Source organism: Gottschalkia purinilytica, assembly GCF_001190785.1.
GTDB classification, from domain to species: Bacteria; Bacillota; Clostridia; order Tissierellales; family Gottschalkiaceae; genus Gottschalkia_A; species Gottschalkia_A purinilytica.
In genome coordinates this window covers 41,400-64,232 of record NZ_LGSS01000004.1, presented here as the reverse complement: position 1 = coordinate 64,232, position 22,833 = coordinate 41,400, and the positions used below count along the sequence as shown (strand labels likewise).

Here is a 22,833-nt window from a genome sequence, read left to right as displayed (position 1 = left end):
TATAAAACATTAAAGATAAATGTAAACATAATAAATAAATGTTTACACATTAATAGACATTATATAAAAATATCTATACTATGTCAAATATTCAGGATGATTATTAAGTGAAAAATCTAGCATCATATTTGTAGTAAGAGTTTTTAACTTAAGCAGACAATATAAATAAAATATTATATAATGACTTTGTAACACTTAGTTACATATAAAGTACATAGACAAGAAAACATATACTATAAATAATCAAGATTCAAGATAAATGAAATGTAGTTAATGAATTATTTTAATTTTACATATGTTAATCTAATATCATATAAAAGATAAAAGGAGAGGATAACTATGTATAAGATAGCAATTTTAGATGCAAAAACTCTTGGGGAAGACATTGATTTAAGCTGCTTTAATAAATTTGGAGAAGTGAAGTTATATGAAACAACATCAAGAGAAGAAATTTTTGAAAGAACAAAAGATGTAGATGTTGTTCTAACTAACAAAGTTATATTAGATAAAGAAGTCATAAGCAAAGCTAAGAATTTAAAATTAATTTGTATAACAGCTACAGGAATAAACAATGTTGATACAGAGTATGCAAAAGAACGAAATATAGCAGTTACAAATGTTGCTGGATATTCTACTAAAAGTGTTGTTCAACATACATTTGCTATGTTATTTTACTTAGCTCATTCTCTAAAATACTATGATGAATATGTAAAAAATGGCGAATATTCAAATAGTCCTATATTTACAAACATATCAAGAGTGTATTACGAACTTGAAAATAAAACATGGGGAATAATTGGACTTGGAGAGATAGGAAGAGGAGTAGCAAAGGTTGCAGAAAGTTTTGGAGCTAAAGTAGTTTACTATTCTACTTCTGGAAGAAATACTTCTTCTAGTTATGAGAGAAAGGACCTAGATGAGCTTTTAAGTATAAGTGATGTAGTTTCTATACATTGTCCTTTAAATTCTAAAACAGAAAATTTAATAACACTTGAAAAGATTAAAATGATGAAAAAGAGTGCTTTTCTTATTAATGCAGCTAGAGGAAAAATTATAAATGAAAAAGATTTAAGTGTGGCATTAGATGAAGATCTTATTATGGGAGCATGTTTAGACGTTTTAGAAAAAGAACCTATAGATAAAGAAAATCCATTATTAAGAATAAAGAACAAAGATAAACTTTTAATAACACCCCATATTGCTTGGGCTAGTTTTGAAGCAAGAGTTAAGCTAATAAATGAGGTTAACTTAAATATAGAAGCTTTTGTAAAAGGAGAAAAAAGGAATAGAGTAGAATAAAACTAGTTATTAAAATACATCTGCAAATTAATTTGTAGATGTATTTTAAATTTATACTATTTTAAAGAGTAATGTATAATTTGACAAATCTACTATATAGTATTAAAGTTAAATTGAAATAACTTAGAATGATAATGTTAATCATTATCAAGTAAATTATAATTATAGATAAGTCTAATGTTAAAATAAAGTAATACCTTGATTGTTTTTAAGCAAATCATTCAATTTACAATTCTATTTATGATTTTATTCATAAAAAGTAAGTGTGGGGAGGTGTAGGAAACATGATTAATAGAAAAATAGAACAATATGAAATAAAGAATCTAGTTCATGAAAGTTGTCCTGTTTGTAAAGAACTTAGTAATGTATACAATTTACAGACTTCTAGGTATCAATTCGAAATTCCTGAGGAAATTGGACGTGGGCATATTAGACAAATTATTTCTTGTAAAGATATTCAAATTGTAGACTTTGATATGACTTTTAGTAGAGAAGTAGAGTTTCAAGGAATATCAAATACCTCTCATATTGATATGTTTTTTTGTATTGGAGATGAAATAGGATGGGAGTTTAGAGGAAAAAGTGATTACTTTGAACTTCTAAATGGAGAAAGTCTTTTTGCTAAAGCTGAAAGCAAAGAGAATATCAAGAGATGCATTTACTTACCAGAACGAAATTTTCACTTTATGGAAATTAAGATACATCCGAAAAAATTTGAACAGATTGTAGAAAATATTAAAAAAGAATGGGACATGTTTTCACATAAGAAACATGATGACATATTTTATAGATATAAAATTACTCCATCTATAAATGTTATTTTGCAACAAATAATTAAATGTCCATATGAAAAAGGATTGAAAAATATTTATATGGAAGGTAAGATACTTGAACTTTTCGCTATATACTTTAATGAAATGATTTATCAGAAAAAAACTCATAATTCAGTAAGACTTTCTAATGAAGATATAACTAGTATTTATAGAGCCAAAGAAATTTTAGATAATAATATAGTAAATCCTCCTACATTAACTGTTTTGTCTAGAATGATATGTCTTAACGAATTTAAATTAAAAAATGGATTTAAAGAAATATTTAACCAGACAGTCTATGCTTACATTATGGATAAGAGATTAGAAACAGCACGGTTACTATTAGAAGAAAAAAATTTGCAAGTTAGTGATGTAGCAAGTAAAATAGGATATGCTAACGCTAGTCACTTTGCTTTAGCTTTTCGTAAAAAATTTGGTATTAACCCAGGAGAATATTTAAGAAACATAGTTAGACATTAGATTATAGATTATTTAAAACTGCTGATTAGTATAATTACTAACAGCAGTTTTTTTATCCTTTTTTCATCATTTAAAATCCTTATATGAGTAGAGATATAAGGATTTTTTATTTTATAATGTTTACTAAAGATAATGATTCTCAATAACTTCTTTTAATTAGTAAAGTATTAATTTCTAATAATGTAGATTAAATTTAATATAGTAATCTAAACTAGATCGCAGGATCTTAATATTGATTTCTTTTAGATTAAAAGTAGCTATGATAAGAGAAATATATTTAACATAAAGGGGGTAATATCTTGAATGATAATAAAAAAGGAATACCAAGATTATTAGAAATTGCAGGAGAAAAAAAAGGATTATTAGTTCTCTCTGGAACTTTTTCATCTATTAGTGCTGTCTGTATGCTTATACCTTATGTATCAGTTTATTTTATTCTAGCTGAATTATTGAAAAACGTTTCAAATCCAGCATTAGTTAATAAAAGTTTAATGCTAAGGTGGGGTATTATAGCATTAATAGGATTAATACTTGGAATTATAACTATGTATTTGTCTGGACTAATTTCTCATACGGCTGCCTATCGCATATTATACGGTTTGAGGGTAAAACTTTCAAATCATATAGGGAAACTACCACTTGGATATTTTACAAATACATCTACAGGAATAATAAAAAAAATAATGGAACAAAACGTAGAGAAAATTGAAAATTTTGTTGCACATCAATTACCAGATTTAATTAATGTTTTAGCTACAACGATAATAATGGTAATAGCAATGTTCTATCTTAATCCATTTTTGGCTATTGCCTGTATTATACCAATTATTTTAGGTTTTCTTGTTCAATCAGCTACAAGAATGGGAGAAAAATCTAAAGAAAACTTAAGGAACTATCATGACTATTTAGAAAAAATTAATGCTTCTACAGTTCAATATGTAAGAGGAATGCCTGTTATAAAAGTTTTTGGACAAACAGTACATTCTTTTAGAAAGTTTTACGACGATATGATAAGTTATAGAGATTATTGTGTAAAATATACAGATCAGTTTCAAAATAGCTATATTTTGTTTAAAGTAATTTTAGGTTCTCTATTAACTTTTATTCTACCAGTGGGAGTATATTTTTTGAGTGGAAATCCCCAAAATATGGCTTTTTCACTAACTTTACTTTTCTTTTTAATTATGGCTCCAGGAATATCAGTTCCTATGTTTAAGTTTACTAACTTTGCTTCAATGATAGGAGATATTTCAGAGGGAGTTGAACGTATAGATAATATTTTAAGTCAAACTCCAATACAAGAAGTAGAAGATTCTAAGACTCCAAAAAGTTTTAATATTACATTTGATAATGTATCTTTTGCTTATAATTCAGAAGAAGCTTCAACACGTAAAGAAGCACTTTCAGATGTGAACTTTACTGCAAAACAAGGAAAAGTTACCGCTCTTGTTGGCCCATCTGGTTCTGGAAAATCAACAATAGCGAATCTCATTCCTAGGTTCTGGGATGTTGCAGAAGGTTCAATTTCAATAGGAAATGTTGATATAAGAAATATAAGATCAGAAGATTTAATGGATATAGTATCTTTTGTTTTTCAAGATTCATTCTTGTTTTATGATACTATTTATGAAAATATTTTAGTAGGAAGACCAAATGCAATAAAAGAAGAGGTATATGCTGCTGCGAAAGCTGCTCAATGCCATGAATTTATACAGAGATTACCAAATGGATATGACACTTTAATAGGAGAAGGAGGAACGTATCTTTCTGGAGGAGAAGAACAGAGACTTTCTGTAGCAAGAGCTATACTTAAAAATGCTCCTATTTTAGTTCTTGATGAAGCAACAGCTTTTGCTGATCCAGAAAACGAATATCAGATGCAATTAGCTCTTAAAGAACTAATGAGGGATAAAACTGTTATAATTATTGCCCATAGACTTTCATCTATACAAGATGCAGATCAGATTATTGTTTTAAAAGAAGGTAAGATTGTAGAGAAAGGTACACATGGAGAACTAACATCTACTGATGGTCTCTACAAGAAAATGTGGGACGCATATACTGACGCAGGAGAATGGAAGATTCAAAAAGGAGGTAGTATAGATGAAACTTCTTTATAATATAACTGCTGGAAATCCAAAGAAGTTAAGAAAGCCTATTATTCTTTCAATTATATCTAATATTATAAATATTTTACCTTTTGCTTTAGCAATTCAAGCTATGAAGATAATTTTTGAATCTTTTTCAACTGGGGAAGCTATTGATATACACAAGTTATGGTTAACTTGTGGAAGGCTAATATTGTCAATGATATTAATGTTTTTAGGAGAAATACCTGCTTACAAGTCCTCTTATAGAGGTGCATATATGGTTGCTGCTGAAGGTAGAGCTAAATTAGCTGAGCATTTGAGAAAACTACCATTAGGATATTTGACAAGTAGGGATCCAGGAGATATTGGAAATATGATGATGGGTGATTTTACATTAATAGAACATTGTATATCACACCTTATGCCTCAACTTATAGGAGGTCTAGCAATGCCAGTAATTGCCCTTGTAGGACTACTGTTTATTAACTGGCGTATGGCACTTTCTATGTTTATATCATTGCCTATAGCTATTTTAATCATAATGGTTACTCTGAAGCTACAAAGAAAAGTAGGTAAAAAACATATGGAATCTAAAACATATGCTGCTAATAGGCTACAAGAATATTTAAATGGAATAGGTACTATTAAAGCATATAATTTAACTGGAGAAAGATTTGTTCGTCTTGAAAAAGCTTTTAAGAGATTTATGATTGAAAGTATAAAAATTGAGGGACTTTTGCAACCTATAGTATTAACGGCTATAGCTCTTATTAGATCGGGACTTACGATAATGGTGTTTATTGGAACTAACTTACTATTAGGAGGACAATTAGATGTTATAACATTTGTTACGTTCTTAATTGTAGGTACAAGAGTATTTGATCCTCTAACGGCTGCTCTTGGGAACTTCTCAGAAATATATTATGATGAGCAAGCAGGAGAAAGAATAGTAAATCTTTTAGAAGAACCTATTTTATCAGGAGAAAAAATGCCACCAGAAGGACATGATATTCAGTTACAGAATGTTACATTTGGATATGGAGATACAGAGGTTCTCAAAAATGTTTCTGTAGATATGAAAGAAGGCTCATTGACAGCATTAGTAGGACCTTCTGGAAGTGGAAAAAGCACTATTCTAAAGTTAATAGCTCGTTTTTATGATCCACAAGAAGGAAAGGTCCTTATAGGAAATGAGGATATGAAAGGTATAGAACCGGAGGCCCTTCTTAAAAAAGTTTCAATGGTATTTCAAGATGTATATCTTTTTCAAGATACAATTGGAAACAATATAAGATTTGGAAAAAAGGGTGCAACTCAAGAGGAAGTAGAAGAAGCAGTAAAGAGAGCATGTTGTCATGATTTTATTATGAAGCTTCCTAAAGGATATGATACACCGGTAGGAGAAGGAGGTTGTACTCTTTCAGGAGGAGAAAAACAACGTGTTTCCATTGCTAGGGCTATTCTAAAGGATGCACCAGTAGTGCTTCTAGATGAAGCTACTGCATCGTTAGATCCAGAAAATGAAGTAGAGATACAAAAAGCAATTAATGAACTTATCCAAGGAAGAACTGTTATAGTCATTGCTCATAGACTTAAAACTATTTGTAATGCTGATAATATTATTGTTTTAGATGAAGGAAAAGTTGTTGAAGAAGGAACACATGAAGAGCTCATTTCTAAAGAAGGACTTTATTATAATCTTTGGACAGTACAACAAAAATCAAGTCGATGGAGTATAGAATCATAAAATGTATTATAAATAATAATAAAAAAACAAATCACATATTTTAATACGTGATTTGTTTTTTGTTATAATTCATGATAATTATATAATAATATATTGAATTAACTTTATTATATTATTGATGATTTTTACAAAAAACTATTCCAGCATGTATCAAATGATGTAAAAATATAAGTTATCCAATTTTATTAAATAGTGAATTAATAGCTATTTTTTATAATTCAGCTACTACTCTGCAAGGAAGTCCTGAAAATCCACCCATATTTACAGGAAAAGTGTATACTGTAAATGGTTTGCCTGATGTTTCTTTTAATAATAAATCCAAATTATTAAGATTCTCAATAATAAATACACCTCTATCAGCACAGTATTGATCAATACGTAGATGATCATCTGGCTTTTTTGCTCCAGCCATATCTACTCCTATAAAGCTCACTTTTTTGTCAATGAGATAGTTAATCAATTCATCAGATAACTCTGTATATGTTGAAAAGTATTCTTTTGTACCATATTTATGTTCTTTTAAAATCCCTGAATAAAACATTACAAAATCATTTTCTTGTACTGTACTTAGATCTAAATCTTCTACTTCAATTTGTCTAGTTTTAATATGACTTATATCAAATACTTTTCCATTTGTTATGATATTTTCTAGAGAAAATTCCTTGTTCATTACATCAAAATGAGTGCCTATGTGTCCAGCTTTTTCGATATTTTTATCACCTTGTTTAAGAGCACCGAGTGTCTCGTCCAATATTGTTTTTTCTACTTTAAAACTCAAATCAATTTTCATTTCAAAACCTCCATTAGAACATATTTGGTTTCCTAGGAAACAATAATATAATACCATGAAATTGTTTCTTTGTAAACAATTTTTTAAAAAAATTGTTCTTAATGTGGTAATTGTGGTATACTATGATTGTTTCCTAGGTAATAAATATAGAAAGGGTTTTGAAGTATGAAGAAAAATCATAACAAAATAGAGACAGATATGATATTAAATAAACTGTTATCATTATTTAATTACTTAAATAACTTTGATGAAGTTCATGAAAAGTCTTTAAAGGATTTGGTAATTAAATATAATTATAAAAATATTTATGATAAAAACTTAACGCTTTCAGAATTTCATGTAATTGATTGTATTGGAAAGAACCAATTGTCAAATACAACATTTATATCAAGAGAATTAAGTATGACTAAAGGTGCTATATCGAAGATAACTACTAAATTATTAGAAAAAGATTTAATAAGAGAAAATCGTTTAGAAAACAATAAAAAAGAAATTTATTACACGCTAACATCTCAAGGAAAAGAGGTTTTTGAAATACATGAAAAGCTTCATGAAGCAGAAAATGAAAAATTCGTAAATATCTTAAATAGATATAATAAAGAAGAGTTAAACATAATTAATAACTTTTTAGAAGATTTAATAAATGGGATTTAAATAATAGTAAGAGGTAAGAAAAAAATGATTGGGTTATAAAAAATACAAAATTATATGAAAGTATTTTCTATAAAAGAGATACAAATTAAACAATGTGATTAAACTATATCAAATATAATAAATGAAATGAAGTTAAATGTTGAATCTTTAGATAAAGTAGATAGTCAAGGAAACATAGTAAAAATATAGTTTTTTTAAGACAAATGCATAATTGTTATAGATTTTCTAAAGAAGAAATGTAGCTAAACAATGAAAAGAGCCTAATATTAAATTTAATATTAGGCTCTTTTAAAATTTTTCTATAAATAAGTTAGTTTTGGATATACAAGAAAGTAATTTTTTAGAATGCTCGTTATAGAGTTTATCTAAAATGTAATATTTTATCTTTATTATAATAATAGTGAACTACCACCACTTATAGAAGTGGATGGCTTCCTAGTCAATATCTCTAATGAGACAAGTTTATCTAGGCTCTAAAGGTTGAACCAACCTCGAAATATAACATAAGAACTTCTATATTGGCATATATGCTTGGTTTTCGCTATACCAACTGGGCGAGTGCTTGAATATTTTACGATATAGAGCATTTCTTATAGCAACTCTATATATTCAGTTTTTAGTTGTTATTGAAGTTATAATGTCGCAATTTAGTAAATACATCTAGTATTTACTAAATTAGTATTATCCATCTCCCACCTAGAGAAGATAGGAGAAAAAAATAACATACGATATGCCCGTATATCTGCGACAGATGATGAAATAGTCACAGCATGCAAACTGTGATGAATTTATTCAAAAAATGAACAAAAGATATGATACGACAATTGGTGAAAATGAAAATCAATTTTCAGGCGGAGAACGTCAAAGACTTTCTATAGCAAGAGCTATTTTAAGAGATAGTCCAATATTGCTATTAGATGAAGCAACTGCTTCTTTAGATATTGAAAATGAATTAGCAGTAAAAAATGCAATTATAAATCTTTTAAAGAGGAAGAAAACTGTTATTATGATTGCTCATACACTTTCAATCATTAAAAATGCAGATAAAATTCTTGTAGTTAAGGATGGAAAAATCTCAGAAGAAGGAAATCATGAAGAATTGATTAGAAAAAAAGGAAAATATTACAGCATGTGGAAGGCAGAAGAACAGCTTTTACATTAGATAACTTAATAAAAAATCCTCCTATTATAATAGAAATCTATATTAGGGAGATTTTTATTTTTTGTATGCTCTCATGAATTCTCGAATATCAGAAATGGATTTATTGCTTATTACATGTTCTATTGCACAAGCATCAGTTTCAGCCACTGAAGAGTCTATATTCAGAATTTCAGTTAAAGATTGTTTTATTACATGATGTTTTTTTGAAATAAGTTCAACCATCTTAAATCTATCTAGTTATAAAGACTGGTACACATAAAGAATTACTAAAGGAGTGTAATCTTTAAAAATAGAATAATATATAAGAGCTGTCCTTGAGATTATAAAGGACAGTTTTTTGTATTGAAAAATTGGTATCTAAAACAATAGCCTTTATACTCACTAGCGATACTTACATAACTATAGAGAAACAGGCATGATATAATAAAAGTAATGAATAGGAAAATCTGATAGTATTTAATGAACGAAAAAGATAAAAATATAAAAACTTTAAGGGTATTCATGGTTTATATTCAGTTTATAAAACCATAGTAAAATAATTAATAAATTTAAAATAAAATGAGGTAATAAAATGTTCAATATTCTTGTTGTAGAAGATGATCATAAATTAAGAAAGTTAATGTGTACTGTACTAAGCAAAAATGGATATCAACCTTTTCCTGCAAAGGATGGATTAGAGGCACTTGATATTTTAGACAAGCAGTATATTGATTTGATTATTTCTGATATCATGATGCCGAATATGGATGGATATGAATTAGCCGAAAGTTTGCGATCGGCAAATTATAATATGCCGATTTTGATAGTAACTGCAAAAGAGTCTTTTCATGATAAAAAGAAAGCATTCCTCATTGGAACGGATGATTATATGGTAAAGCCTATTGATGTCAATGAAATGATTCTTAGAGTAGGAGCTTTGTTTCGTAGGGCAAAAATCACAAATGAACATAAATTAACATTCGGAGAATCAACTTTGAATTACGATACATTTACAGTATGTTTAAATGAAGAGGAACTTGTCCTTCCACAAAAAGAGTTTTTACTTTTATATAAATTGATGTCCTATCCTAATAAAATTTTTACAAGACAGACACTAATGGATGAAATTTGGGGCCCAGACTCTGAAACAGATATACGAACAGTTGATGTTCATGTTAATCGCCTTAGGGAACGCTTTAAAGAATGTAAAAAATTTGAGATTATAACTGTTCGTGGTCTAGGATATAAGGTGGTGAAATCCGAATGAGGCTATTTAAAAGAGTTTTTGCTAACTGGTGGCTGACATTGGTTGGTTATGTCTTTATACTAATGATATTGTCAATGATGATTATGGCTGGAATTGGGACTATACTTTTAAAGCTTAAGCTGTTCACAGTGGGAGAACCAAACTTTGCTGTCGTGATCATTGCATTTACTATGACTAGTATTCTTCTTGGGACAGTTATAACGTCCATAGTTGGAAAACGATTCATGCGACCTATTATTCTGTTAACAAAAGCAACCGAGGAAATTGCAAAAGGTAATTTTGATGTTTCTGTACCTGAATATCGTGTGCATACGAGTTTTGATCATTTGATTCAAGATTTTAATAAAATGGCTAGAGAATTGAAAGGAATTGAAACATTGCGGTCAGACTTTATTGTTAATGTATCTCATGAATTTAAAACACCGATTGCTTCCATTGAAGGCTATGCTACCCTTCTTCAAGATGAAAATACTTCAATTGAGGAACGATATGAATATACACAAATGATTATTGATAGTGTTAAACAGCTTTCTACGCTTTCTTCTAACATATTAAATCTGTCTAAATTGGAGAATCAAGAAATTGTAATAGAAAAACATCCATTCCAACTCGATGAGCAAATTAGACAGGCATTTTTAATATTGGAGCCACAATGGAGTCAGAAGAATATTCAAATATATCCAGAATTGAGTCCAGCTATCTATTATGGAAATGCTGATTTAATGATGCAGGTGTGGTTAAATATCATTGGAAATGCAATAAAATTCACCAAGAAATCTGGATCAATTTCAGCTGACTTAATTGCTTCCCAGCATGAAATATCTGTTATTATTTCTGATACAGGTATTGGCATGACAGCAGAAGTACAAAAGCATATCTTTGAAAAATTCTATCAAGGAAATCATGATAGATCTACAGAAGGAAATGGACTTGGTCTTGCTCTTGTTAAACGTATTATTGATTTGTGTGGAGGGACTATTACAGTTCAAAGCCGATCTCATATAGGAACCAGTTTTAAAATAGTACTCCCAATTGAAGAATATGATTAAGAATCTTTATTTAGTTTATATTCAGTTTAACTTTATGAATTATAATTTAGCATAGCATCGAAAACGCAGTGATGGTGCCCACAATCATTTCGTTAAATAGATCAATGCACTTTTGATAATACAATTAGAAAGGATAGATGCGTATGCTAGAACTTAAGAATATTAAAAAGACATATAAAATAGGTGATATCGAAACAAAGGCACTAGATGACATCAGTGTTGCATTTCGTGAAAAAGAATTTGTAGCTATTCTCGGTACAAGTGGTTCTGGAAAAACAACATGCTTGAATATTATCGGAGGACTAGATAGATATGATTCCGGTGATCTTATTATCAAAGGAAAGAAAACTAAAAATTTTAGAGACAAAGACTGGGATGCATATCGAAACAATTCTATCGGCTTTGTATTTCAAAGCTATAACTTGATCCCACATCTGAGTATTGTTGCCAATGTTGAATTAGGTATGACGTTAAGTGGTGTTTCTGCACAGAAAAAACATGAACGTGCTATTACAGTATTGGAACAGGTTGGGCTTAAAGATCATCTTCATAAAAAACCAAATCAACTTTCTGGTGGACAAATGCAACGTGTTGCCATTGCCCGTGCACTTGCCAATGATCCAGAAATTTTACTATGTGATGAACCTACTGGGGCGTTGGATACTGCGACTAGTGTTCAAATTATGGATTTAATTAAAGAAGTAGCTAAAGACCGTTTAGTTATTATGGTTACTCATAATCCTGAGTTAGCAGAACAGTATGCAGATCGTACAATACGTTTCAAAGATGGTCATATTATATCAGATACAAATCCATATCAGGAAGATACAAAGTCTGACGAATTCAATCTGAAAAAAACAAGTATGAGTTTTTTTACGGCGTTAAATCTTTCATTCAAAAATTTACGTACAAAGAAAGGACGTACATTTTTAATTGCTTTTGCTTCAAGTATAGGAATCATTGGTATTGCTCTAGTATTGTCTTTGTCTAATGGTTTCAATAAGCAAATAAACAACTTTGAGTCTAGTACTTTATCAGGATTTCCTATTATGGTTACTCAGTCAACTACAGATATTAATATGGAAGAAATGAGAGAGCAAAATAAAGAAAGGCTTGGTCAATCTGAAAAAGAGGGTAAATATCCAGCTGATAAAGTGATCTATCCATACGATCCTAGTAAAAACAATAAGACTCATACTAATGTATTTACAGATAAGTATATAGAATATATTGAGAAAATAGATCCTTCAATTTTATCTGGTATTTCTTATACAAGACTTGTAAATATGAATATGCTTCGTAAGGATGGAGACAAAGTGTCTGTTGTAAACCCATCTTCACTTAATTTTGCAGCATACCCTACAAATCTTGATGAAAATAAGAAAAGTTATCTTGAAACAAATTATGATTTACTTGCTGGAAAATATCCAAGAGATATGAAAGAGCTAGTACTTATTGCTGACAGTTATAACAAAATTGATAGTTCTGTTTTAAAAGAACTTGGTCTCAATAGTGACACAAAAAGCATTAGTTTTGATGATATCATTGGACGTGAACTTAAAGTTGTTTTAAATGATGATTTTTATGTTCAAAATGGCTCTCATTTTGTAACAAACGTAGCACCTGATGCATTGAAAAAATTATATGACAACGAAAATACGATTACACTAAAAATTGCAGGTATAATCCGTGCAAACAAAGATACTAAAATAGAAACTCTTTCAGCTGGAGTTGCTTACTCTGATGAGCTTTCTAAGTTTTTTATAGAGAATGCAAAAAATTCTTCTATCGTTAAAGCTCAAATGAGTGCAGATTACAATGTTCTTACTGGAGAAAGTTTCTCTGATAATTCAGCTAACGCTGCTCAGCCTGTTCAATCAGGTAATAATCCTATGACTGGAAATATCAATAAACCAATGACAAAAGACAGCATGTTATCTGTATTGGGAGCAAAGGGAACTCCATACTTGATATCATTATATCCTACAGATTTTACTGCAAAAGAAGATGTTCTTAACTATCTTGATGATTGGAACAAAGGCAAATCTGATAATGATAAAATCATATATACAGATATGGCTCACACTTTTTCGACTCTTTCCGGTGGGATTATGGATGCTATTACATTGGTACTAATTGCTTTTGCAGCAGTTTCTCTTGTTGTATCATTGATTATGATTGGCATTATTACCTATATTTCTGTGCTTGAACGTACGAAAGAAATTGGTATTTTAAGAGCTCTTGGTGGACGAAAGAAAGATATTACCCGTGTGTTCAATGCTGAAACGTTTATTGTTGGTACTTTTTCAGGATTGTTAGGAATAGGAATTGCCTATTTATTGACATTCCCAATTAATACAGTACTTGAAAATGTTACAGATTTAGCTAATGTAGCACAACTCAATCCACTTCACGCTATTCTTCTTGTTATTATCAGCGTTTTACTGACAATGCTTGGAGGAGCTATTCCAGCAAAAATGGCCGCAAAGAAGGATCCTGTTGAAGCATTACGTTCCGAATAATAAATAAGACCGCTAATCCATTTTGGAAAGGCGGTCTTATTATGTATAATCCTTATAATAGAGATTGTATTGAATCACTTTATTTACTCTATTTATATTTTAGTTCTATATAGGATAAAATAGTATAGGCTTTTTAGAATAAATAAAATTTGTTTTTTATAATATAAGAATATTTATAAAAGGATTAGAAATGACTTTGAAAATGAGTGTAACTAATCGCTTTTTTTATATTAATCTTTGTGATAGACTATAAGAAAAATTATCAAAACACTGTGTGTTAGACTGGAAGTGAGTAACTTGAAACATTTGAAAAAGATATTAGGTGCTTCAGCTATAGTTGCATTAGCTTCACAAATCAATATTGGAATACTTGATACAGATTTTAGAGTTTCAGCAGGTATAATATTTTTTGTACTATTCCTTTTTCAATATAAAGATTTAAAGCCAGTTCTGATGGGATTAATATCAGGAATAGCTGTTTATCTTCTTAGGTTAATAATCTGCCTTGCAGGAAAAGGTAATCTTAGTGAGGTCATATTTTCATATCAATTAGAGATATTATTTTATACATTTTATGGAGTTATTTATTCATTGTTAACCAGAAGAAGTAATAGAGACAACCTCAATCAGTTAGTGTTTATTTTGATTGCCAGTGACTTATGTGCTAACTTAATAGAAATATTTGTTAGAATTATGGTAGGAGATTCTCATTTTCATAGGGAAATTATTATAACATTACTACTTGTAGCTATAGTACGTTCTGTTATAGTATGGTTTTTATTAAGTTGGCTTAGATACTATAGAATGCTTCTTATGAAGGAAGATCATGAGAAAAGATATACAAAGCTTTTATGGTTGACTGCACAGCTAAAATCGGAAATGTATTGGATGGAAAAGAATATGGTCAACATAGAAAGGATTATGTCTAACTCCTATGAACTATTTGAAAAGATTGGTCTTAAAGAAGATGAAAATAGTTGGGCAGATAGGGCAGTAACTATTGCTAAGGATGTTCATGAGATAAAAAAAGAATATGAATTAGCTATTCGTGGTATAAAAGAACTTACAGAAAATAAGCTTCAAGATGAAGGAATGAATTTTAAAGATATTATTACTATACTAGATGAAACCATGAAAAGGGAAATAAGACATTTGGGCAAAAATATTGAGTTATTATTCGAAGTTGGAGAAAATTTTTATACTTCAAAACACTATTATCTTATGTCAGTATTTCGAAATCTTATTATAAATGCAATAGACGCAATATCTGATTCAGGCAAAGTTGCTAAGATTAGCTTTATTCATAAAACTGAGAAGGAACAGCATGTTTTTATAATCTCTGATACTGGCTGTGGAATAGATGAAGAAGATTTAAAACATATTTTTTCACCTGGATTTTCAACTAAGATAAATTATAGTACAGGTCAAATTAACAGAGGATTGGGTTTAAGTGTAGTTCAAGAAATGGTTGAAAGACATTTTGAAGGTAGAATTACTGTAAACTCCGTAAAAGGTAAAGGAACAACATTCTGTGTTTATATACCAAGAAACTCTGTGGAGGTGAATTTTAGTGAACATATTTATCATTGAAGACGATAATAACATTATTAGAATTCTAGAAAAAATAATAAGAGATAGAGAGTTAGGCAAACTAATAGGCTATGCTAATGATGGAATGACTGGCTTAGAAAAAATACAAACTGAAAAACCAGATATTGTTCTAGTAGACCTACTGATGCCAGGTAAGGATGGGATAAGCTTAGTAAGAGAGGCAAGGTCTATATATCCTGATATACAGTTTATTATGATATCTCAAGTGTCATCTAAAGATATGATTGGTAAGGCCTATCAAAGTGGAGTAGAGTACTTTATTTCAAAACCTATTAATGCTATTGAGATTGAGAGTGTTATTCATAAGGTACAAGATAAAATAAATATGAATCAAAAATTAAATCAAATTCAAAGTCTGTTTACTAAGGACAACAATAATCAGGAAGGTAAAAAAGACTGTAATAGAGTTGAAAAAATAAAAAAAATAATGCAGAGAATTGGAATTATAGGTGAATCAGGAAGTAAAGATATCATCAATATAACAAAATATTTGATTGATACAAAACAAAGTATATTTGAATTTACTGTAAAGGAGCTTTGTAGTAAATTCACCGATCAACCTAAAACTATGGAACAAAGAATTAGAAGAACAGCTACTGTTGGAATGATAAATCTTGCAAACATGGGAATTGAGGATTACACCAATGAAATATATTATGAATATTCCAATGGATTATATAACTTTGAACAGGTAAAAATAGAGATGGATTACATAAGAGGTAAAAGCAAGAAAAGGGGAACGGTAAATTTAAAGAAATTTATTGATGGATTGATTTTTTATAGTAATGAAAATGAATGAGAAGGTTGGATAAAAGTAGATACTTTTATCCAACCTTTTTTTATTATTGTAAGATCAACTAAAAAAATTATAAATATTTTAATTAATTTTTGAAACTTTTTAAAGTTTTCCGAAGGTCGTAAATTATAATTAAATTTACATTTCACAACAATTTATTTTAAGTTTGTAAAATAGAGGAGGAGTGATACTATGGAAACAATTAAAATGATAGTTGGTTCTGTGAACACAGTCTTATGGGATTATGTACTAGTAGTTGCTTTAATAGGTATAGGTATTTTTATGACTGTGAAACTTAAGTTTTTACAGTTTACTAGATTATTTCCATCCCTCGGGAAAATGTTTTCCCAATTAAAAAATAAGGAGACAGTAGAAGAAGGAAAGATGACACCTTTTCAGGCTCTATCAACTGCAGTAGCAGCTCAAGTTGGTACAGGAAATATAGTAGGAGTAGCTACGGCTATAGCTGCTGGAGGACCTGGAGCAGCATTTTGGATGTTAGTATCTGCATTCTTTGGAATGAGTACTATATTTAGTGAAGCAGTTTTAGCACAAAAGTATAGAGAAACTAAAGATGGACAACTAGTAGGTGGACCTGCTTACTATATAAAAAATGGTTTAAAGTCTAAAGGATTATCTATGTTTTTCGCAATAGCTTGTATCTTTGCACTGGGAATAGTTGGTATCATGGTACAATCTAACTCAGTAGCTGGTTCAGTTAGTGATGCATTTGGAGTGCCAAAGATTGCTATTACAATTGTACTTACAATTGTTGTGACACTTATATTAATGGGTGGTATGGGAAGAATAGCATCATTTGCAGAAACAGTAGTACCAATTATGGCTGTTGCATATATACTTGGAAGTTTGTTAATAATCTTCTTTAATATAGAAAACCTTATCCCTGCAATAAAAAGCATCTTTGTGGGAGCGTTTTCCCCACAAGCAATTGGTGGAGGAGCACTTGGTATCACAGTTCAACAAACTATTAGATATGGTTTGTCAAGGGGACTTTTTTCAAATGAAGCTGGTATGGGTTCAACTCCACATTCACATGCAGTGGCTAATACTGACCATCCTGCCGAACAAGGTTTCACTGCTATGGTAGGGGTATTTATATCAACATTCTTGATTTGTATATCAACAGTTATGGTTAATATTACATCACAATCATACAACCCAAACATATCAGCAGTTAAAATGACTGAATCAGCAACTATAATGACACAAAGTGGGTTTGCATCAGGATTTGGTACATTTGGTGGAATGTTCTTATCAATATGTTTATCATTTTTCTCACTTACAACAATAATAGGATGGTATTTCTTTGCTGAGTCAAATGTCAAATTTGTATTTAATTCTAAAGCAAGAACACTAAGAACATTTAAAGTTTTAGCTATAATAGCCTTGGTAATAGGTACTTTAATAGATGCTACATTTGTATGGGAATTAGCAGATATGTTCATGGGTATTATGGCTATACCGAACATAATAGCATTATTCCTATTATCTAAAGAAGTCCGTAAAATACTTGACGAATATGATGAATTACATGCAATTAAAAAAGAAACTACAAAAAAAGAGCGTTTAGTTGAAAAAGAGATTTTATAAGATTTCTAGAATTTTATTAACATAGAAATAAATAGCCTATTGACTTTTAAGTAAAAATCGAAGCGTGTTCTATATTCCCTCAGGTTGATGTTTGGGGGAATTTTGCTTGTAACCTAGCATTTAGAATTTGATTTATAAAAACTAGTTTCAATGTTTTTTATAGTTCAATATCAATTTCTAATGAATACTGTAAGTTGGAGTATATTTTTATATTTAGTATATAAGGATTATTTTGACATAAAAACTATACAAAGATTGTATGCTTGACATACAACCATAATTAATATATATTTTAAATGTAATCCTGGCATACAAAAAGAAAGGTGGTTTATATATGGAAGATATAAAATACAATCCAAAACCTTACTATAATATGGTTCAAAATTATAAAGAAACTCAATTATTATTTAGTGCAATAAGATTAGATATATTTTCAGAATTAAGTGAATTTATTTCAGCAGAAGAGATTGCTATGAATACTGGATATAATAAAAGAAGCTTGGGTTTTTATTTAAATACATTAGCTTCAATAGGTCTTCTAGAGAAAAAATGACTTCTCTTGATAATATCGAAGAACTTATAATAAAAGGTTCACAGGAAGCTTTAGAGAAAACAAATGAAGGGGTAGATGCATATGATTTTTCAGAGTTTGCAAGACTTTCTGTTAATGATATATATTCAGGTAGAATACAATCTTTTTTAAAGTCTATAGAAAAGATATATTCTAATAATAAGATAGGGAAAGCTCTAGACCTTGGAGGAGGATCAGGTATCATGGCTATAGAATTTGTAAATAAATATCCTCAAGTAAAAGGTGTAATATTTGAACATCCTAAAGTTGTAAAAGTACCTCTTCAATTAATCAAAGAAAAAGATATAGGGGATAAGGTAACAGTAGTTTCTGGAGATTTCAATAAAGATGATATTGGAAGTGGATATGATCTTATTATAGCATCTGGAATAATAGATTTTTCAGGAAATAATCCGGAAGTTCTAATTAAAAAGATGTATGATGCATTAAATCCAGGAGGACTTATTTACCTAGTATCCCATGAAGTGAGTGAGGATTATTTAAAACCAAAAGAAGCTATTGTCGGATGGTTATCCAGTCATTTGGAAGGACTAGACATACTTCTTACTAAGAAAAGAGTAGTAGATTCTTTAGAAAAGGTAGGTTTTACAAAGATTAAAGAAGATATTTCTAAAGAAACTACATCAAGAATACAAGGGGAGTTTTATCAAAAAAATAAATAATTTAGGAGGAAAAGCACATGACGGAAAAAACAAATAAAGTAATAGGTGAATTTATAAAAATGGTAGAAAAAATTTCAAATGGAAAGACTAATATTCTTGACTTTGGATCGGAAGATATGTGCTTTTATAGAGGAGAAATCCATATGATTAAATTAATAGGAGATGCTCCAGGTGTGTATATTTCTGAAATGGCTAGAAACTTGAATATAACAAGAGCAGTAGTTTCAAAGACTATAATGAAACTTGAAAAAAGAGGATTGATAGAAAAAGTAGAAGATGAAGAAGATAAAAAAAGATTGAAGCTATATTTAACTTCTAAAGGACAGGAAGCATATAGACTTCATAATGAATATCATCAAAAATATGATAAACCTTTATTTGAATATGTAGATAGCTTAAATGAAAAAGAACTTAAAATTATTGAGAATTTTTTAAAAAAGGCATCAGATTTAGTGGATAATCATTTCTAATTTAATTTTTATTCTAAGTATGTTTATATATGGAGATATTTAGAAAATTCAGTATGAGATAAGTACTATGAAAAAAATTGATGTTTTAGAAAATATATGAAATCTTAGCAATAGAAGGTAGGTACTAGAGTAGTACTAAATTTATTGACATGAATATTCTCTTATGATACCATGGAAATGATAATGAATATCATTTCCATGGTTTTATTATATCTTAAAATGCAATAATATGAATACTTATTTAGGAGGAATGACGTGAAAAAGTTTGCAAGTTTATTTATACTAATTATTTTAATAATATCTCTAGTTGGATGTACGTCTAAAAAAGAAGAAGGTTCTATTACAATAGAACATGAAGCAGGTACTACGGTTCTTGAATCTCCAGCTAAAAGAGTTGTTGTCTTGGAATGGATTTATGGTGAAAACTTACTGTCACTAGGTGTTCAACCTGTAGGTATGACAGACATTCCTGGATTTAAAGAATGGGTTAACATTGATGCAAACTAAGCCCTGAAGTAGTTAACTTAGGAACAAGAGGTGCTGCAAATTTAGAAGAAATAGCTAAACTTAAGCCGGATTTAATAGTTAGCGCATCTTATTACGAATATGATTATGAGCTATTAAGTAAAATAGCACCTACAATAATTCTAAATCCTTATCCAGAAAAAGGTGGAGAAGGTGAATATGGACATATGATTTCATCACTTAAGACTATGGGTACTGCTTTAGGATTAGAGAAAAAGGCAGATGAGGTTATTTCAAAATTGGAAACGGCATATAAAGATGCAAAAAATAAGTTAGAACAAAAAGATATAGATTTTAATTATATTGAAGCTATAGATTTATCTACAAAAGATACTGCATCATTATATTTATTTACAGATACATCACTTCATACTGCTATTTTAGAGAAAATTGGATTCAAAAATTTATACAAACCAGATAAATTTGAGGAATATGGACAGACAAATATTAATGTAGAGAACTTAGTAGGACTAGATAAGCATAACTTGATATTTATTGCAGACAAGGAATCAAATGTTTTTAATTCTAATCTGATCTCTAAAGATGTATTAAATAACTTAGGTTTTTATGCTAATAACAAAATATATTATATTGGTAAAAATGCTTCGCCATTTGGACCACTATCAACTCTAACTTTTGTTGATACTGTAGTAGAAAGGTTTACAAACAATGAATAATCTAACTTTAAAGAAAGAAAAAACTCTCCTATTAGCTATGTTAATAGGAGGCTTGTTTATTTTAGGGATATTATCTGTTGTTCATATTAATCAAGGGTCTATACCTATATCATTCAAAGAAATTATTGAATCTATTTTAAATCCGAAAGATACTATGAAACACCATCTCATAAGAGATTTAAGATTACCAAGACTAGCTATTGGTATTATTGCTGGTGGAGCTTTAGGTGTAAGTGGAGTACTATTTCAAAGCTTAATGAGAAACCCTTTAGCATCTGAATCTACACTAGGTATTAACGCTGGTGCTTATCTTGCTGTAATATTTTTCTCAATATTTATACCGTCAAACTTAATACAAATTGCATTTTTTCCAGCACTTTTAGGAGCACTTGGAACAGCACTTATAGTATATAATCTTGGAGGCGGTAGAAAGTCAAATCCTATACAGATGGCTTTAGCTGGCGTAGCAATATCTCTTGTTTTTTCATCGATAACGGCTGCACTTCAGATATTATTTGAAAAGGAAACATCTGGACTATTTCTATGGGGATCGGGATCTTTAGCTCAAAGTAGCTGGCGTGGTGTTAACTTTAGCTTTCCAATAGTTTTGATTTGCCTTATTAGTGCAATAATAATATCTTCAAAACTAGATATTTTAGAACTTGGAGATGATGTTGCTACTTCTTTAGGCCTAAATGTTATATCTTACAGATATGTAGGTATAATGATTGGAGTTATCATTACATCAGCTGTTATCACTGTAGTAGGTCCTATTGGATTTGTTGGACTTGCTTCTCCACATATAATTAAGCGACTAGGATTTAAGAAACATATCCATTATACGATTCTTTCTTTCGTATGGGGAGGAGTTATACTAATTGGCTCAGATATACTTGCAAGAATTTTTACAAGTGGTAGTTATGAACTTCCAGTTGGTGCTTTTACGGCTTTACTAGGTGCGCCTTGGCTTATGTATCTTGCATATAAAACTGGTAAAAATTTAAGAAACTCATCTAGGGGATTGAATGTCGTAGAAGCCAAGACTAAGATTTCCTATAAATTACTTATAATGATAGGACTAATAGTATTGGTTATAACTTTACTTATGTCATTGAGATTTGGTGGAGTTGAATACAGCTATAAAGAAATAATCTCTATTTTAATGGGTAAAGGTGATACTGTTTCTAATCTTACTATAAATCATATTAGGCTTCCTAGAGTGATTACAGCACTACTAGCAGGTATCGTACTAGGATTAAGTGGATTTCTACTTCAAACTGTACTTAATAATCCTTTAGCAGATCCTTCAATTTTAGGAGTTACTCCAGGTGCTGCACTAGGGGCTTTAGTACTTATGTACTTTGTTCCTCATTCTCCTAATTATTTAATAACAATAAGTGCATTTTTAGGTGCAATTATTGCTGCTACTGTGATTTTTATAATTTCACGTAAATCAAAATTCAATCCAGCTATGCTTGTGTTAGTAGGTATGGCTGTTACAGCTTTATGTTCTGCAGGTGTGAACATAATAATAGTGAATACAAAAGTAGGTGCTGCAGCTTCATTAACATGGTTAGCAGGTAGTACTTATGGAAGCAAATGGAGTAATGTTATTGTTCTCGGAGTTTCACTAATAATATTTTTTCCAATATCGTGGATCCTTAGTAAAGATTTAGATGCTGTTATGTTAGGAGAAGATGTTGCTACTGGAATAGGTACTAATGTTCCTAAAATAAGACTTTTAACATCTTTAGTAGGTATCTTATTAGCATCAGTTGCAGTTTCTACTGTAGGTACGGTTGGATTTATTGGCTTATTAGCACCACATATGTCAAGAATGTTAGTAGGAGTAAAACATAGAAAGGTTATTATATTAACGGCTCTTATTGGAGGAATAATACTACTAGTCTCTGATTTTATTGGAAGAGTAGTAATTTATCCAAGTGAAGTCCCATCTGGACTTGTTGTAGCTGTTATTGGTGGTCCTTACTTTTTATGGCTAATGCATTCTTCATCAAAAGTCAGGAGGTAAATTAAG

At 29.7% G+C, this 22,833-nt stretch carries 19 protein-coding genes and 1 pseudogene; 18 read left to right on the top strand and 2 right to left on the bottom strand.

The window, feature by feature from the left end; all coding sequences use genetic code 11:
* The first annotated feature begins 339 nt into the window (after positions 1–339).
* The 4 genes from CLPU_RS05170 (at position 340) to CLPU_RS05155 (ending at position 6,428) form a co-directional block, all read left to right on the top strand.
* Complete coding sequence (locus CLPU_RS05170) at positions 340–1,299, top strand: D-2-hydroxyacid dehydrogenase (protein WP_050354590.1); 960 nt, start codon at positions 340–342, stop codon at positions 1,297–1,299.
* Positions 1,300–1,583: 284 nt separating this feature from the next.
* The gene (locus CLPU_RS05165; protein ID WP_050354589.1) at positions 1,584–2,591 is read left to right on the top strand and encodes a helix-turn-helix domain-containing protein; all 1,008 of its coding nucleotides are present in this window, start codon (positions 1,584–1,586) and stop codon (positions 2,589–2,591) included.
* Between the two features lie 299 nt (positions 2,592–2,890).
* Positions 2,891–4,711: an ABC transporter ATP-binding protein gene (locus CLPU_RS05160; protein ID WP_050354588.1), complete on the top strand. Its 1,821-nt coding sequence runs from the start codon at positions 2,891–2,893 to the stop codon at positions 4,709–4,711.
* Positions 4,695–6,428, top strand: a complete 1,734-nt coding sequence (locus tag CLPU_RS05155) for an ABC transporter ATP-binding protein (RefSeq protein ID WP_050354587.1) — start codon at positions 4,695–4,697, stop codon at positions 6,426–6,428. Before CLPU_RS05160 ends, CLPU_RS05155 begins: the two co-directional genes overlap by 17 nt.
* Before the next feature lie 211 nt (positions 6,429–6,639).
* On the opposite strand, the gene CLPU_RS05150 is transcribed toward CLPU_RS05155, so the two are convergent.
* On the bottom strand, positions 6,640–7,218 hold the full coding sequence (locus CLPU_RS05150; protein ID WP_050354586.1) for a cyclase family protein: 579 nt from the start codon (positions 7,216–7,218) through the stop codon (positions 6,640–6,642).
* A gap of 165 nt (positions 7,219–7,383) precedes the next feature.
* Here CLPU_RS05150 and CLPU_RS05145 point away from each other — a divergent pair, with 165 nt between their 5' ends.
* Together CLPU_RS05145 and CLPU_RS05140 are read left to right on the top strand one after the other, a co-directional pair.
* Positions 7,384–7,872, top strand: a complete 489-nt coding sequence (locus CLPU_RS05145; RefSeq protein ID WP_050354585.1) for a MarR family transcriptional regulator — start codon at positions 7,384–7,386, stop codon at positions 7,870–7,872.
* Between the two features lie 799 nt (positions 7,873–8,671).
* Positions 8,672–9,034 carry an ATP-binding cassette domain-containing protein gene (locus CLPU_RS05140; RefSeq protein ID WP_050354584.1) on the top strand — a complete coding sequence of 121 codons (363 nt, stop codon included), beginning with the start codon at positions 8,672–8,674 and terminating at the stop codon, positions 9,032–9,034.
* A 54-nt stretch (positions 9,035–9,088) separates the two neighbouring features.
* Here CLPU_RS05140 and CLPU_RS18190 read toward each other — a convergent pair whose 3' ends face one another.
* On the bottom strand, positions 9,089–9,256 hold the full coding sequence (locus CLPU_RS18190; protein ID WP_082154086.1) for an iron dependent repressor, metal binding and dimerization domain protein: 168 nt from the start codon (positions 9,254–9,256) through the stop codon (positions 9,089–9,091).
* Between the two features lie 349 nt (positions 9,257–9,605).
* Between CLPU_RS18190 and CLPU_RS05135 the strand changes: the two genes are divergently transcribed.
* From CLPU_RS05135 to CLPU_RS05080, 12 genes and pseudogenes are all read left to right on the top strand, one after another.
* A complete protein-coding gene (locus CLPU_RS05135; protein WP_050354583.1) occupies positions 9,606–10,280 on the top strand; it encodes a response regulator transcription factor in 675 nt (224 codons plus the stop codon).
* Positions 10,277–11,329 carry a HAMP domain-containing sensor histidine kinase gene (locus CLPU_RS05130; RefSeq protein WP_050354582.1) on the top strand — a complete coding sequence of 351 codons (1,053 nt, stop codon included), beginning with the start codon at positions 10,277–10,279 and terminating at the stop codon, positions 11,327–11,329. Before CLPU_RS05135 ends, CLPU_RS05130 begins: the two co-directional genes overlap by 4 nt.
* A 143-nt stretch (positions 11,330–11,472) precedes the next feature.
* Positions 11,473–13,851, top strand: coding sequence for an ABC transporter ATP-binding protein/permease (locus CLPU_RS05125; RefSeq protein WP_050354581.1), 2,379 nt, complete (start codon positions 11,473–11,475; stop codon positions 13,849–13,851).
* A gap of 288 nt (positions 13,852–14,139) precedes the next feature.
* Positions 14,140–15,441, top strand: a complete 1,302-nt coding sequence (locus tag CLPU_RS05120) for a sensor histidine kinase (protein WP_050354580.1) — start codon at positions 14,140–14,142, stop codon at positions 15,439–15,441.
* Positions 15,422–16,261: a response regulator gene (locus CLPU_RS05115; protein WP_050354579.1), complete on the top strand. Its 840-nt coding sequence runs from the start codon at positions 15,422–15,424 to the stop codon at positions 16,259–16,261. The genes CLPU_RS05120 and CLPU_RS05115 overlap by 20 nt, the downstream gene beginning before the upstream one ends.
* A 189-nt stretch (positions 16,262–16,450) precedes the next feature.
* Positions 16,451–17,869 carry an alanine/glycine:cation symporter family protein gene (locus CLPU_RS05110; protein WP_050354578.1) on the top strand — a complete coding sequence of 473 codons (1,419 nt, stop codon included), beginning with the start codon at positions 16,451–16,453 and terminating at the stop codon, positions 17,867–17,869.
* A gap of 334 nt (positions 17,870–18,203) precedes the next feature.
* Entirely contained in the window at positions 18,204–18,422 is a 219-nt protein-coding gene (locus CLPU_RS05105; protein WP_050354577.1) for a methyltransferase family protein, read from the top strand.
* Positions 18,419–19,123 (top strand): methyltransferase, encoded by a 705-nt coding sequence (locus tag CLPU_RS05100; protein WP_050354576.1) that lies wholly within the window; start codon positions 18,419–18,421, stop codon positions 19,121–19,123. The genes CLPU_RS05105 and CLPU_RS05100 overlap by 4 nt, the downstream gene beginning before the upstream one ends.
* A 17-nt stretch (positions 19,124–19,140) precedes the next feature.
* Positions 19,141–19,593, top strand: coding sequence for a MarR family winged helix-turn-helix transcriptional regulator (locus CLPU_RS05095; RefSeq protein WP_050354575.1), 453 nt, complete (start codon positions 19,141–19,143; stop codon positions 19,591–19,593).
* A gap of 255 nt (positions 19,594–19,848) precedes the next feature.
* The gene (locus tag CLPU_RS05090; protein WP_050354574.1) at positions 19,849–20,100 is read left to right on the top strand and encodes an ABC transporter substrate-binding protein; all 252 of its coding nucleotides are present in this window, start codon (positions 19,849–19,851) and stop codon (positions 20,098–20,100) included.
* Between the two features lie 17 nt (positions 20,101–20,117).
* Positions 20,118–20,795, top strand: a pseudogene (locus tag CLPU_RS05085) (ABC transporter substrate-binding protein); the annotation flags it as partial.
* Positions 20,796–20,847: 52 nt separating this feature from the next.
* A complete protein-coding gene (locus CLPU_RS05080; RefSeq protein ID WP_235436111.1) occupies positions 20,848–22,827 on the top strand; it encodes an iron ABC transporter permease in 1,980 nt (659 codons plus the stop codon).
* Positions 22,828–22,833: the final 6 nt, after the last annotated feature.